This is a genomic window from Phormidesmis sp. 146-12, from assembly GCF_052939495.1.
In genome coordinates this window covers 69,165-82,673 of the sequence record NZ_JBJPHS010000009.1, presented here as the reverse complement: position 1 = coordinate 82,673, position 13,509 = coordinate 69,165, and the positions used below count along the sequence as shown (strand labels likewise).

The following is a 13,509-nucleotide window of genomic DNA, read 5'->3' as shown; positions in this document are numbered from 1 at the left end:
TTATGTCTCCATCGTCGCGGGTGGGTCAGTGACCAGTTCTAGTGTATCGGTTAGTGCTTCGGCTTGCAAAGCCGTCGTTCTACGACGGGGTTTCCACCCACATTTTTCGATGATTAAGTAAAAACGCACTTTCAGCTTAGACCGCAGCTTGTTGGCGTTGGTAGAGTGACCAGTAGAGACCCTTCGATCGAATCAATTCGTCATGCGTTCCTTTCTCAGCAATGACTCCTTTCTCCATTACCAAAATCAAATCAGCGCGTCTGAGGGGCGCAAAGCGGTGAGCAATCAGAAATACCGTGCGGTTTTGAGCGTGTTTTTGCAGGTTTTGCAGAACTTGCTGCTCGGTTTCACTGTCCAGGGCGCTGGTTGCCTCATCCAACACCAACATGGGCGAATTGGAGAGAAACAATCGCGCTAAAGAAACCCGTTGACGCTGACCGCCCGAAAGCGCCGTGCCCCGCTCTCCCACATCGGTTTCATAGCCTTGAGGCATTTCGCTGATAAAATCATGAGCCGCTGCCAATCGAGCCGCTTCGACTACCTGTTCTGCTGAGACATCCGATCGCCCCAAACTAATGTTGTCAAGAATGCTGCCCTTAAACAAAAAGTCTTCTTGTAGCACGACACCCATCTGAGTCCGCAGCGAATGCAAATCAGCGCTCTTGATGTCAAAACCGTCTACTAAGATTCGTCCGGCTTCGGGTAAATACAATCGCTGCAAAAGTTTCGACAGCGTACTCTTGCCCGACCCACTGCGCCCCACGACCCCGACCAGCATTCCCGGCTCTGTCGTAAACGAAATACCCTTCAGCACAGGTTCTTGAGCCGGGTTGTAGCGGAAAAATACCTGATCAAACGTGACTTGACCTTTGAGCGGCGGCAAGACCAGACCTGACCCCGGTTCCGCTTCAGGGGCGACGTTGAGAATATCGCCGATGCGATCGACCGACAACAACACCTGCTGCAAATTTTGCCAAAGCTGAACCAGCCGCAACAGCGGCCCCGTCACTCGTCCCGATAGCATCTGAAACGCTACCAACTGACCGACGGTGAGTTCTTGCTTGATTACCAGATTTGCCCCAAACCAAAGAATCAGCAAATAAGAGAAGTTGGTCAAAAAGTCGCCTAAGTTGTTGCTGATATTGGAAGTCGTCGAAGCTTTGAAACTGGTGCGAATGTAGCGAGCAAAGAGACCTTCCCAGCGATCGCGCGACGGTTTTTCTGCGGTGTGCGCCTTGACCGAGTGAATTCCCGTAATGGTTTCTACGAGAAAAGACTGACTATCGGCACTGCGATTAAACGTCTCATTTAGCAGGTTTCGCAAAATTGGAGTAACGAAAAGCGTCAAGATTGCGTAGAAAGGCAAGACGGCCAACGCCACACCCGTCAGCGGAACGCTGTAGAAAAACATCAGCGCCAGGTAGACGACTGCAAAGATGCTGTCCAAAATCACTGTCAGCGCCGTCCCCGTCAGGAATTGCCGAATATTTTCTAACTCCTGAACTCGCGCCACCGTATCGCCCACGCGCCGAGACTCAAAATAAGCCAGAGGCAGCCGCATCAGGTGACGAAATAGCTGGGCCGAGAGGCTGAGATCCAACCGTCGTGCCGTGTGCGTAAAAATAAACAGCCGCAAAATTCCCAGCAGCGCTTCAAACACAGCCACACTTAGCAGTGCGATCGCCATCACATCCAGCGTGGCAATGCTGCCCTGTACCATCACCTTATCGATGACGACTTGAGTAATCAGCGGTGTCGCCAGACCCAACAGTTGCAGCGTAAATGAGGCAAACAGCACTTCGCCCAGCAGTCCGCGATAGTTCCAAACAGCCGGGAGAAACCAGCTTAGATTAAATCGCTCCTGTTTTTGGATCGCTTCGGCTTGCCAGAGTTGCCCATCCCAGGCTTGTTGTACCTCTGATCGATGCACGCTTTCGCAATTCATCGTGGGATTGAGCGGATCGGATAGGATAAGCCGATCGCCCCGTACGCCATATGCCACAACCCAGTGAGGTTCCCCTGTGCCTCCCGGTTGCCAGAGCATCAGAGCCGGAAATCCCAACAGCCGCAGACTTTGCCAATTGGTTTCGATGCGGCGGAGTTGCAGTCCCAATTTCTCAGCCATATCGATGAGATCGGTTGGGCGCTGTCCTCTTATTTGACGCTGTACCCACTCCAATTGGACGGAATTTTGCAGATGATTGGCTACCATCGTTAGAGCAGCCGCTCCCGTATTGACGGCCGAGACAAAGGGAAAGCCCGTCACAACCTGGGGAGAATTGTCCGTTTGAGGTTGATAGCGGCTGCGCTGAATCGCCCAAAAGCGATCGATCTCCGGCGACGATAAAGAAGCCCAACTGGTCGCACTCCACTGCACCACCTCAACATCATTACTGGCGGCTCTGGCCTTCCAACCTGGCAGTTCTAGCAAATCGCCTACCCATTCTCCGGGCTGCAAGAGGAGCGATCGTCCTTCGTCCGCTACTAATCTGACTTTCCCCGCCAGAACGATTAGTTGAATATCAGGCGTTTCTTCTGACCACAAAAGTTCTCCCAGCTTACAGCGACGAATTTCAGCCTTGGTCTTAAACTGAACCTGCTGTTCGGGGTTGAGAAAGCTCAGGGGCGGAGTTTCCCAGGGTAAATTGGCGGCAACATCGTTGGTAATCATTTGGCAAGGAGGGGGGCTGGGGGAAGTGAGGAGTGAGGAGTGAGGAGTGAAAAGGGTTTGAGAGTTAGGTTTCAGATTTTGACATTTCAGCTTTGGGGTGAGTTGCAGGCTTTAAGAGGTGGGGTTTTGAGAATTGGGGTGCTGAATGAAGATTGAGTTTTGAGAGTTAGGTCTGGATTGGGTTCAGAGAATTGAATTCTGAAAGATAACATTCATCTCTTCTCCTCCCTCCGCACTCCTCACCTCTACTCAACTTGAAGCTTGACGGCCATTTTTTGGATTTTTTCTGCCAGCCAGCGCTCAAACAGTTCGTTTTGCAAAACTTGCTTGAGTTGGGCGTTGTCTAAAGTGGCGGGTAACACTTGCTCAACTCTAAACAGGGCCCATCGGTTCTCGATCGCAATTGGCCCCACCAAGTCACCAGGATTAGAAGAATCGATCGCCGCTCGAATATTGTCAGGCATTGTGCCGCGACTGACCGGCCCCATCATGCCATTAGACACGCGATCGTCGGCGATCGAGTGTTCTTGGGCGAGTTGCTCAAAGCTGGTGCCTTCTTGAATCTGGATCTTTAGCTCATCGGCTAACTCTTGATTTTCGACAATGATGCGAGAGAGAACGACGCGATCGAGAAACACTTTTCGTTCGATAAAATATTCTTGGAGTTTTGGCTCTGTGATGACACTTTTAAGCTTTTCTGACTTAAAATTTGAGGTAATTTGATTGTGAAATGTAGAATAGTCAGACCCGTTGCGGTTGAGCCACTCTTGAAACACACCAGGGTCAGTCAATTGCTGCTGAATCCGAAAATCAATCACCGCTTGCTCAACTACTGCCGGATTAATTTCTAAATCTTCTCGGTTGGCAAGTTCTTGCTCTAGCACGTATTGCCGCAAGATGTCTCCCAAAAATCCCTGAAGTTTGCCAGAAGTCTGAAGATATTTCAAACATTCTCTCAGGCTTATCGGTTGCTCATCAACGGTGAGAAAGGCTTTGGCATCCATGAATTTTTACTACGCAGTTTCCAAGTCTGATAATATCTTGACCGAGATCTCCGCTTCCTTTATCAGGTTTTTGTGAATCTCTCTGAGAATTAACGTAAACCTCTGTGATTAAACTTGAAAATGGTTGGTTTCGATTCAGCATTTTCAATGAATTCGCACAGGCGTTCAGGCTAGTCTAGCGATTTCTACGGGGACGATCGGCTAAGTTTTGCTTAACAGTTTCATATTTCCCTAGTTCTTGAGTTAAATTACGGAGTCAGGAATTTTGGATAATTGATCTGCACTCCGACCGGAAAACCGGGGTTTTGTGGCATGATCTTTAAGTAACTTGCGATCATTAGGAACATCAGTTATGGCTCTGCGACTAGGGGATACCGTTCCCAATTTCACACAAGACTCTTCTCAAGGTACGATCGACTTCTACGACTGGGCGGGCGATAGCTGGGTGATTCTCTTTTCTCACCCCAAAGACTACACCCCTGTTTGCACGACTGAATTGGGCGTTGTAGCTAATCTCAAACCCGAATTCGACAAGCGAAATGTCAAAGCGATCGCTCTGAGCGTTGATGATGTTGAATCCCACAAAGGCTGGATTGGCGATATCGAAGACACCCAAAGCGCTCAACTCAACTATCCGATTTTGGCTGACCCCGATCGTAAAGTGTCTGACCTCTACGACATGATCCACCCTAACGCTAACAACACGCTGACGGTGCGATCGGTTTTCATCATCGACCCCCAAAAGAAACTGCGCCTCACCTTCACCTACCCTGCTAGCACTGGTCGCAACTTTGCCGAAATTTTGCGCGTGATCGATTCGCTGCAATTAACGGACAATCACAGTGTGGCGACCCCTGCAAACTGGACAGATGGCGGCGACTGCGTAGTGGTGCCTTCGATCCCCACCGAAGAAGCCAGACAAAAGTTTCCTAAAGGAGTTACGGAAGTCAGACCTTATTTGCGGATGACCCCTCAGCCCAACAAGTAAGCTAAAAGTAGGCTGAACAGTCTACAAATCATTTCTGCGATCAAAAAGTAACGATTTGTTTACAGGGTGGCGTTGTCCATCCTGTTTTTGTGTGGCTGTTCTGTAAAGAGTGATTACGTCGATCGTGTTGCTTTTGGGAATTTTAATCAGTCCGCCTATCCAATCTTCTGCAAACTCAGGCTCATGAAAAAATTTCTCGTTTTGCTCTATCTTCTCTCTTTAGGATTCTTAACGACTGCCTGTGGAGCGGGGGTCAAATCTGAAGAATTTAAATCTCAGACGGGTAAATTCTCTGTTACGTCGCCGATCGCTCTCAGAGAGGAAACCAAAACCCTCGATACAATGGCGGGCAAAATCAACCTGCACATGTTCACCGCGACTGAAAAAAACAAAGCCTATTTTGTGGCTTACGCCGACTATCCCGAACAGCTTCTCAAAGTGAGCAATCCTGAAAAGATGCTGGATGGGGCTAGAGATGGGGCAGTCAGTAACGTCAATGGCAAACTGGTTGATGAGAAAAAAGTGTCGATCGATGGCTCTCCTGGCCGAGAATTAACGATCGAAGCCAAAGGCAGCAATGGGCAAGATGGCACCGTCAAAGCGCGGGTATTTTTGGTCAAAAATCGCCTTTATCAAGCGATGGTCGTCGCTCCCAAAGAGGAAGTGAATGCAACGGAGATGGATGCGTTTTTACAATCCTTTAAGCTGTCTCAAAAGTAGGATGGTCTTTTGACGGCTCCCCGTCCTGAAGTTCGGGGATTCTTGGATCATCGGGAGTCCTGCGACTTTACCCTCACCAAAATTCACTGCGATGCGCCCCACCGCTGTATCGATAGAGAAAATTCTTGCTGCTCCCTAGGAGCCAAAACTTTCTCAGGCATTACCACCCCTTGCGAGACAGGTTCCTCCGCTCAAGGCGCGAGCCTCTGCCTGTGTTGTGGACTAGAACAAGCATACCAAAGTCGCCCTAAAAGTGCGAGGCTTGTATCCCATTTTCTTGGTCAGTTGCCTGAAGACCTTGGTGGTGAAATCTGGCACGAAAAAATAAACCAGGATTGGTACATCGAATGGCAAGATTGGAACTAAAGCTCGGTTGGATCAATGCCAAGCTGCCGTAGTCGCTCCTTAAGTTGTTCGACTTGCTGTTCTGCTTGTTGTCTTGCCAAAGTTTCTTGTCGTAAAGCTTGAGCAAGTTCGCTGGGAATCGGTAATTTTTCGTGGGTATCTTCTCGGTAGAAGGCGATTAGACGGCCGTCTACTTCTAATCGAAGCTGTAGCGGTTCGCTGCGACCGTCTGTGATGGGTGCGTATTGTTCTTGTTGAAGCCAATAGCCTGTTAATCTTTCTTCGATCCATTCACCTTTGGGGTCATCGTGGTTTTCTGTCCGAATAGGAAGAATCGCTGGTGACTTCTGTTTTACGATCGAGCGATCGCATCCAACCCACTCCCTGATTCTCAGAACAATTACGAAAATCAAATTTATTCATCCCTCATCCCTCATCCCTCATCCCTCATCTCTCATCCCTCGTAAAATGAGATAACAAGCAGGAAGCGATCGAAATGGATATCAAACAAGGATTTGTCGGTGCGGTGGGCAATACGCCTCTGATTCGGATTAACAGCTTTAGCGATGAAACAGGCTGCGAAATTTTGGGCAAGGCTGAATTTCTCAATCCGGGCGGCTCGGTGAAGGATCGCGCCGCGCTTTATATTATTAAGGATGCCGAAGAAAAAGGTTTGCTCAAACCAGGGGGCACCGTGGTCGAAGGCACAGCGGGCAATACGGGCATCGGACTCACTCACATCTGTAACGCTAGAGGCTACAAATGTCTGATTATCATTCCTGAAACTCAGTCTCAAGAAAAAATTGATCTGCTGCGAACGCTGGGAGCCGAAGTGAGAACTGTTCCCGCAGTGCCCTACAAAGATCCCAACAACTACGTCAAACTGTCCGGCAGAATCGCATCCGAACTGGAGAACGCCATCTGGGCCAATCAGTTTGAAAATCTAGCCAATCGTCGCGCTCACTACGAAACCACGGGGCCAGAAATTTGGGCGCAAACGGGCGGCAAGCTGAATGCCTGGGTGTCTTCAACGGGGACGGGCGGCACTTATGCAGGCGTTTCTACCTTCTTGAAAGAACAAAATCCCGACGTGAAGTGCATTTTGGCTGATCCCTTTGGCAGTGGACTTTATAGCTACGTCAAATCGGGCGAAATCCATCTGGAGGGCAGTTCTGTCACCGAAGGGATTGGCAACAGTCGGATCACTGGAAACATGGAAGGTGCCCCGACGGATGATGCAATGCGAGTAGACGATCGTGAAGCCCTGCGAGTGGTTTATCAGCTTTTGCGAAAAGACGGACTCTATATGGGTGGCTCAACTGGAATCAATGTGGGAGCGGCAGTTGCGCTTGCTAAACAAATGGGGCCGGGGCATACGATCGTAACCCTCTTGTGCGACCGCGGCAGCTTGTATCAATCCAAACTCTTTAATCGAGAGTGGTTAGAGTCCAAAGGCTTGCTGCTGGATGAGTTTTGAAGTCTGCTGAAATCGAGGATTATTCTGGCGTTTTGGTCGATCGCCGCTTCCAAGATCTAGGATCAGAGAGTCGCCTCAAGCCTTGCATGACTCCACCCCTCCCTCCTCCCTCCTCCCTCCTCCCTTCTCACCAATCCGTCCGCATCTGTCAGCACAATTCTTGCCGAAAGTCAGGGTCAGCGAAGGTGCTTGCTGCATTTAGGGCAAATCCGGTTGAAGGGGTGGAAGTGGTTAGCTGTGGCTGCTTTGGTCAGTGTGGTAACGGGCCGATGGTGCTGGTGTTGCCAGAGCAGGTTTGGTACAGTCGAGTCAATCCAGATGAGGTGAAAGCGATCGTCGATCGGCATCTCAAAAACGGCACCCCCATTTCAGCTTTGCTCTATCGAAAGTTTCATCCAGCGTGAGAGACTTAGGAAAAGCACCTAATCATTCTTCATAGGCTTTGAGTCGCCATTCTTGCAAAAACAAGGTTGACCAAAGCACAAAACTCAACAGCGATAGACCAGCGATCGCATCCAACCAGATCAAAACATGCATCTTTAATGTCATCGGCATCACGGCTGGAAACAAGTAATGACCGGGACTTGAAAGGCTGGTAATTGAATATATAAGTAAAAAAACATAGGCTGGCCAGAAGAAGTTTTTTGTATAAAACCAGTAACCCAAAAATCCAATTGGAGTCATTAAAGCAACTGTGAGAACAACGCCGATCGCGGTGAACCATTCGGGGCCAGGATACTGGTTTATATAAATCGCATTGTCTGAGTAGTGAATAGTTGTAGAGACGACATTAATTATTAGTAGAATTAGCAGCGTCGATCGAGCAGTTAAGTTCATGATTCGACCAGTGAATTGAACTTCTATCTTAGTAAGCTAATCGACTTTCAACTTGCACAAGCTAACTCTGCAACCCTTTTACAATGAAGAAGCGGGCTATCAATCTAAATGTCGATCAGAAGATTTTGAGCTGGGAATCTTATCTGAACGTGAATTCGATGAAATCCTTCGCTGCCGTTACAAATCCGGGCAGCCCCCTAAATCCCCCACGAGTGAGGGACTTTGAACGAAGAATCGTATCTAATAGTCCCCCAGATTGGGGGGTTGGGGGGCAGAAGCGCTGAAGACCGAAGCGAAAAACTCCCATCGAATTCACGTTATCTGAAAGTCCCTCAGAATTGGCAGCTTAGGGGGCAGAAGCTTGACAACGCAGCAAAGAAACTTTATTGAACTCACACTGAACTTAAACTAAAAAAATGAGTGGCTAGTGATCTTCAATTCAATCACCCACCACTCAGCATTGAGAAAAAATTAAGAAAAACTACTACAAACTAACTGGTGTCGGCTGTTTGCTAAACAGTTTGAGAACTTGGTCGGCCATTTGAGGAGGCGTTAAGTTTAACTCTGCCTTTGACTGCTCTGGAGTCGCATGGTCAACCAGCAGATCAGGAACGCCAATCCGCTTGACAGGTACCGTCATCTCCGCATCCATCAAAGCTTCGACTACCGCAGACCCAAACCCGCCTGGTAGACAACCTTCTTCTAGCGTGACCACTCGCCCAATTTGCTGGGCCAACGGCAAGATCAGATCAGTATCCAACGGTTTGGCAAAACGAGCATTGACGACGGTGGCTTGAATGCCGTGTTCGCTCAAAATCTCGGCAACCTGCATTGAGGGATACACCATCGAACCGTAGCCCAACAGCAACACATCATCCCCGTGACGCAGAATTTCAGCTTTCCCGATCGCCAACTCTTCCCAGCCTTCTTCCATTAATGGCACGCCGTATCCGTTGCCTCTGGGATAGCGCATGGCGATCGGGCCGTCGGTGTAGTTGATTCCGGTGACAATCATGCGTTGCAGTTCGGCTTCGTCTTTGGGAGCCATCAGCACCATGTTAGGAATGAGCCGCAAATAGGCAATGTCGTACATCCCCTGGTGAGTCGGGCCGTCTGACCCCACAATTCCTGCACGATCCATGCAGAAGAAGACGGGCAGTTTTTGAATGCAGACATCGTGAATGATTTGATCAAACGCCCGCTGCAAAAAGGTTGAATAAATCGTCGCCACCGGACGCATTCCTTCACAAGCCAGACCCGCCGCCAGTGTGACGGCATGTTGTTCGGCGATGCCGACATCAATGTATTGCTTAGGGACTCGCTTCTGAAAAATATCTAACCCGGTGCCCGTCGCCATTGCTGCCGTAATGCCAATCACTCTCGGATCGTTTTCGGCAAGCTTGCTCAAGGTTTCGCCAAAGACTTTTGAGTACCCAGGCGGCTTGGGCTTGTTAGAAGGAGCCGCTTTGCCCGTTGTTAGGTTAAAAGGCGTTTGGGCATGGTAGCCGACTTGATCCTGTTCGGCGATCGCGTATCCCTTTCCTTTCACCGTCGCCACATGCACTAAAACAGGGCCAGGATGCTGATGAGCCTCTTTGAAGGTGCTGATCAATTCCTCTAGATTGTGACCATCGATCGGGCCCATGTAGGTGAAGCCCAATTCTTCAAACACGGCTCCGACTTTGGGCACTGCCAGCCGTTTCATGCCTTCTTTGAGGCGCGACAATTCGGGGGAGAAGGGCAGATTTTTCACCTGTTCTTCGAGATTGTCGCTGAGAAACTGTACAGGCGGACTGAGGCGCATTTTGTTGAGGTAGCGCGGAATCGCCCCCACATTGGGAGAAATTGACATCTCGTTATCATTCAACACGACGAGCAGATTGGTTTTGGGCAAATGTCCCGCGTGGTTGATGGCTTCGAGGGCCATGCCTCCTGTTAGAGCGCCATCCCCGATCACGGCAACGGTTTTGAACTTCTCCCCTCTAGCATCTCGCGCCAGAGCCATCCCTAACGCCGCAGAAATACTGGTCGAAGCGTGACCCGCGCCAAAGTGGTCAAACTTGCTTTCTCCTCGCTTTAGATAACCTGCGATGCCGTCTTTTTGTCGTAGCGTGTGAAAGTCAGCATATCGCCCAGTGAGGAGCTTGTGGGGATATGCCTGATGTCCAACATCCCAGATCACTTTGTCGCGATCGAGATCCAACGTTTGATAAAGCGCTAATGTTAGCTCGACAACGCCCAATCCAGGGCCGAGATGGCCGCCGATCGTTGCAACGGTTTGCAGATGTTTTTCGCGGATCTGCCGCGCAATTTGCTGAAGCTGATAGATCGACAGACCATGCAACTGGTTTGGGTGGGTCAATTCACTCAGATGCATACCGGGCTTTCCTTAGGATGATGTGATCGGTGATTTTGTCTACCCTTATCACTGTAGACGAAAGGAGGGGACGATCTAGAGTGGTGGTATGCAATTTGCAATAGTTTCTCTGTAAAAGGGATGAGGGATGGTTGGGTTTGAGCTGAGGGAAGGTAGGTGGCCCTGATCCAGTGAAAGCGTTGACCTGAATGATCGCGGATTATCGCTACACAGAGTGTTCTCCGGTGCGTTGGAGAAACCTGCGATCGGTGCCGTAGTTGAGGAGGTAGACACCGAGGAGAAGTTTACAAGTAGATTTCTCTTCGATGCCCAATCTGATGCACCATAATGATCTCAGTTGTTTCACTGAAAGAATACAAGACTCGGTAATCTCCAACTCTCAGTTTGAAAAGACTGCTCAAATCTCCAGTCAAGGCAGTGGGGCGAATTTCAATGAAGTGATCGCTCACCCAGTCAATCTTGCGAAGAATGCGCTCTTGGTTCTTTTGGCTGAGTTGTTATAGTCCAGACAGCCCTTCAGAAGTCAGTTCGACTGAGTAGACCATTACCAATTTAGTCCAAGCTTTTTGGCAACTTCACTCACTGGAATACCGCATTCTCCTGCTTGGGTGCGTTTCAACGATTCGATCAGTTGTTGCTTTACTTCGGGTCGAATTTCTCTTCCTTCGTCTGGATCGTCAAGGAATTCCTCTAATGACTTCTACGACAGTTTCTCGGATCAATGCTTTGAGTTCGTCAGTGGTCAGATCTTTGACTTGCATAGATGTAGACGAGCAGCATTTTCGTGGGATTGGAACAGGTAAACGGTTTCGAGAAGACTTTCTAATTCTGCGGTGGAAATGAGAGAAACACTCTCAGCCCCTTGACGAGTAATTTCGATCGCTTCTCCAGTTGCGATCACGGCTTCACAGAGTTGTTCGAGGTTTTGACTCGCTTCGATATAGGAGATCTTTTTACCCATGTCGCTTCTCCAATCTGGTATCTCACTGTAGAGCGGAACAAAGGTGGGTCACGATCGCCGTCAGGTTACGCCCATTTCCACAGCCACGCGATGAGAAGAACAAAGTCTATCTCTGGTGAGGTCGTTTACAATAGGTGTAGCGTCATCGCAGAGTTCTATGCTGAACATCCCGATTTCGGATCAGTTATTACCGTTAATTGAGAAACAAGCAGCAATGGCAGGCTTTTCAACGGTTAGTGAATACATTCAGGATTTGATTTTGCGGGAACAGCAACGGATAGAATCCTTAAAAATTGGAGACGCTAGCGATCGCGCGACTGCTGAATTGACAGACCCCATTGAACTGATGCGATTGCCGTTAGAAGAACGTCGGAAAGCGCTGGAAATTCAAGCAGCCATGATGGTTCAACATTACGAGCAGGATGAGGATTGGAGAACGTTTACGGCAGGAGATATCGTTGAGTACTAGGGCAGTGCCTCAACGGAGTGAGGTGTGGCTGGTGAATTTAGATCCGACGATTGGAACTGAAATCCGCAAGATTCGCCCAGCGATCGTGGTGAGTTCAAATAAAATTGGACGGTTGCCGATTAAGTTGGTTGCTCCGGTGACGGACTGGAAAGAAGTGTTCGTCAAAAATGCTTGGCACATTCGATTGGAACCCAATGCAGTTAACGGGTTGGCGAAGTTGTCTGCGGTGGATACTTTACAACTTCGAGGGCTGGATGAGCAGCGATTCTTACGCAGGATAGGGGAGATCGAAGATGAGGTGATGATTTGCATCGCTGCTGCGATCGCGCTTGTGGTGGAGTACCAACCCTAGCCTAGCGAGATCGCAACCACGCGATGAGAAGAACGATCGCTTCTACTCTTCTCGTCTTGAATTGAGTTTCTTCAGGAATTCTGGAAAGTTCTGAAGGCCTTCGCTCGATTCGACGGGGGGAAGTTCGATCCAGTTGCCTTCGGCTTCAGAGCGATCAACAAATGCAAAGAAGGCTTCTTCATCTTCGCGATGGGTCAAAAGGTATTCTCTAAGTTCTTTACGGCTCATCGCTGCAAAATCTGGTTTCATACCTCAAACCTCCATCGACCGTTGGGATAAACTGAAATCTGAAGCTCTTCTCCTGCCAAAATGATGACGTTGCAAGCCTACATCTCTATTTTAGAGATCATATTTAGGAAGCGCGATCGCAATTGGAACCCAGACGATCACGCTTATTTTCGCAGCCACGCGATGAGAAGGACGCGCTGCTTCGCAGATACCGCAAGGGTCGCCACCCCAACGCAGAACCAGAGAACCCAGTTGATTTGGCGCTGTGAGGCTGGGCGAGTTTGTGGTTTAGGCAAGCCGTTCATACCAGTCATCTTGGGGGGAGGGTTGCCAATTGTGGGGATAGAGGGAAGAGCAGGGGCGGTTTGGCGGTCTTCGTAACTCCATAAAGATTCGGGCTATAATCTGGTGCTAGAGAGGCGAAGAAGATGACTAAAGTAGAAGCGACTCAGGCACAGCAAAACTTTCCAGAACTCATGTCTCGTGTCAGAACAGGCAAGGAGAGAATTGTCATTGAGCAACAGGGTCAGGGAATGGTTGCCATGATTAGCTATGAGGACTTTAAGCGGCTGCAAGCGTTGGAAGAAGATGCCAAGGATGTGGCAGAGGTTGAGCGACGACTGGCAGCAAATGAAGAATCCGTTAGTCTGGAAACGGTGATTGAGGGCTACAATCGCTTGCACAATGCAGATTTGACGATCGAGCATATTGTGAATGCCTGACCGCTATGCGCTGCAAGTGACGAAATCGGCCGAGAAAGAACTGTACGATTTGCAGCTTAAACAATTTAGACAAGTCGTGAAGAAGATCTTTTCGTTACAAGCTGAGCCACGACCGCAGGATTGTAAACAACTCAAAGGAAATCCTGGAATTTTTCGGGTGGATCAAGGGGAATATCGAATTCTGTACACGATCGAGAATGACACGGTTGAGGTGTTTCGCGTGGGTAAGCGCAACGATGATGAGGTATACGAGAATCTATAACTAACTCTGCGCTCTCAGAATCGCGCTCATTTCCGTAGCCATGCGATGAGCAGGACGCGCTGCTTTGCCGATACCGCAAGGGTCGCCACCCCAACG

At 49.3% G+C, this 13,509-nt stretch carries 16 protein-coding genes and 1 pseudogene; 8 read left to right on the top strand and 9 right to left on the bottom strand.

Annotated features, from left to right (window positions below):
• Positions 1 to 136: 136 nt before the first annotated feature.
• Together ACKFKF_RS06335 and ACKFKF_RS06330 are read right to left on the bottom strand one after the other, a co-directional pair.
• Positions 137 to 2,671 (bottom strand): type I secretion system permease/ATPase, encoded by a 2,535-nt coding sequence (locus tag ACKFKF_RS06335; RefSeq protein WP_446866902.1) that lies wholly within the window; start codon positions 2,669 to 2,671, stop codon positions 137 to 139.
• A gap of 245 nt (positions 2,672 to 2,916) precedes the next feature.
• On the bottom strand, positions 2,917 to 3,675 hold the full coding sequence (locus ACKFKF_RS06330; RefSeq protein ID WP_446856264.1) for a peptidylprolyl isomerase: 759 nt from the start codon (positions 3,673 to 3,675) through the stop codon (positions 2,917 to 2,919).
• Positions 3,676 to 4,027: 352 nt separating this feature from the next.
• Here ACKFKF_RS06330 and ACKFKF_RS06325 point away from each other — a divergent pair, with 352 nt between their 5' ends.
• Together ACKFKF_RS06325 and ACKFKF_RS06320 are read left to right on the top strand one after the other, a co-directional pair.
• The gene (locus tag ACKFKF_RS06325) at positions 4,028 to 4,663 is read left to right on the top strand and encodes a peroxiredoxin (RefSeq protein WP_446866901.1); all 636 of its coding nucleotides are present in this window, start codon (positions 4,028 to 4,030) and stop codon (positions 4,661 to 4,663) included.
• 183 nt (positions 4,664 to 4,846) lie between these two features.
• Positions 4,847 to 5,383 carry a hypothetical protein gene (locus tag ACKFKF_RS06320; protein WP_446866900.1) on the top strand — a complete coding sequence of 179 codons (537 nt, stop codon included), beginning with the start codon at positions 4,847 to 4,849 and terminating at the stop codon, positions 5,381 to 5,383.
• 362 nt (positions 5,384 to 5,745) lie between these two features.
• Here ACKFKF_RS06320 and ACKFKF_RS06315 read toward each other — a convergent pair whose 3' ends face one another.
• Positions 5,746 to 6,141, bottom strand: coding sequence for a hypothetical protein (locus ACKFKF_RS06315; RefSeq protein ID WP_446866899.1), 396 nt, complete (start codon positions 6,139 to 6,141; stop codon positions 5,746 to 5,748).
• An 83-nt stretch (positions 6,142 to 6,224) separates the two neighbouring features.
• On the opposite strand from ACKFKF_RS06315, the gene ACKFKF_RS06310 reads away from it, so the two are divergent.
• Both ACKFKF_RS06310 and ACKFKF_RS06305 read left to right on the top strand, forming a co-directional pair.
• A complete protein-coding gene (locus tag ACKFKF_RS06310) occupies positions 6,225 to 7,205 on the top strand; it encodes a cysteine synthase A (RefSeq protein WP_446866898.1) in 981 nt (326 codons plus the stop codon).
• Positions 7,202 to 7,609, top strand: a complete 408-nt coding sequence (locus ACKFKF_RS06305) for a (2Fe-2S) ferredoxin domain-containing protein (protein ID WP_446866896.1) — start codon at positions 7,202 to 7,204, stop codon at positions 7,607 to 7,609. Before ACKFKF_RS06310 ends, ACKFKF_RS06305 begins: the two co-directional genes overlap by 4 nt.
• Before the next feature lie 22 nt (positions 7,610 to 7,631).
• Here the strand turns inward: ACKFKF_RS06305 and ACKFKF_RS06300 are convergent, their stop codons facing one another.
• From ACKFKF_RS06300 to ACKFKF_RS06285, 4 genes are all read right to left on the bottom strand, one after another.
• Positions 7,632 to 8,042 carry a hypothetical protein gene (locus ACKFKF_RS06300; protein ID WP_446866895.1) on the bottom strand — a complete coding sequence of 137 codons (411 nt, stop codon included), beginning with the start codon at positions 8,040 to 8,042 and terminating at the stop codon, positions 7,632 to 7,634.
• A gap of 484 nt (positions 8,043 to 8,526) precedes the next feature.
• Positions 8,527 to 10,419: a 1-deoxy-D-xylulose-5-phosphate synthase gene (gene dxs, locus ACKFKF_RS06295; protein WP_446866894.1), complete on the bottom strand. Its 1,893-nt coding sequence runs from the start codon at positions 10,417 to 10,419 to the stop codon at positions 8,527 to 8,529.
• 284 nt (positions 10,420 to 10,703) lie between these two features.
• On the bottom strand, positions 10,704 to 10,889 hold the full coding sequence (locus ACKFKF_RS06290) for a type II toxin-antitoxin system RelE family toxin (RefSeq protein ID WP_446866937.1): 186 nt from the start codon (positions 10,887 to 10,889) through the stop codon (positions 10,704 to 10,706).
• 272 nt (positions 10,890 to 11,161) lie between these two features.
• The gene (locus ACKFKF_RS06285) at positions 11,162 to 11,380 is read right to left on the bottom strand and encodes a type II toxin-antitoxin system Phd/YefM family antitoxin (RefSeq protein WP_446866893.1); all 219 of its coding nucleotides are present in this window, start codon (positions 11,378 to 11,380) and stop codon (positions 11,162 to 11,164) included.
• Positions 11,381 to 11,537: 157 nt separating this feature from the next.
• On the opposite strand from ACKFKF_RS06285, the gene ACKFKF_RS06280 reads away from it, so the two are divergent.
• Positions 11,538 to 11,849, top strand: coding sequence for a hypothetical protein (locus ACKFKF_RS06280; protein ID WP_446866892.1), 312 nt, complete (start codon positions 11,538 to 11,540; stop codon positions 11,847 to 11,849).
• Complete coding sequence (locus ACKFKF_RS06275; RefSeq protein WP_446866891.1) at positions 11,839 to 12,201, top strand: type II toxin-antitoxin system PemK/MazF family toxin; 363 nt, start codon at positions 11,839 to 11,841, stop codon at positions 12,199 to 12,201. The genes ACKFKF_RS06280 and ACKFKF_RS06275 overlap by 11 nt, the downstream gene beginning before the upstream one ends.
• Before the next feature lie 42 nt (positions 12,202 to 12,243).
• Here ACKFKF_RS06275 and ACKFKF_RS06270 read toward each other — a convergent pair whose 3' ends face one another.
• Positions 12,244 to 12,450 carry a DUF6887 family protein gene (locus tag ACKFKF_RS06270; RefSeq protein ID WP_446866890.1) on the bottom strand — a complete coding sequence of 69 codons (207 nt, stop codon included), beginning with the start codon at positions 12,448 to 12,450 and terminating at the stop codon, positions 12,244 to 12,246.
• A pseudogene (locus tag ACKFKF_RS06265) lies at positions 12,447 to 12,518 on the bottom strand (DUF6888 family protein); the annotation flags it as partial. The gene ACKFKF_RS06270 and the pseudogene ACKFKF_RS06265, both read right to left, overlap by 4 nt.
• Before the next feature lie 339 nt (positions 12,519 to 12,857).
• On the opposite strand from ACKFKF_RS06265, the gene ACKFKF_RS06260 reads away from it, so the two are divergent.
• A complete protein-coding gene (locus ACKFKF_RS06260; RefSeq protein WP_446866889.1) occupies positions 12,858 to 13,151 on the top strand; it encodes a type II toxin-antitoxin system Phd/YefM family antitoxin in 294 nt (97 codons plus the stop codon).
• A complete protein-coding gene (locus tag ACKFKF_RS06255) occupies positions 13,144 to 13,413 on the top strand; it encodes a type II toxin-antitoxin system RelE family toxin (protein WP_446866888.1) in 270 nt (89 codons plus the stop codon). The genes ACKFKF_RS06260 and ACKFKF_RS06255 overlap by 8 nt, the downstream gene beginning before the upstream one ends.
• The last annotated feature ends 96 nt before the right edge of the window (positions 13,414 to 13,509 follow it).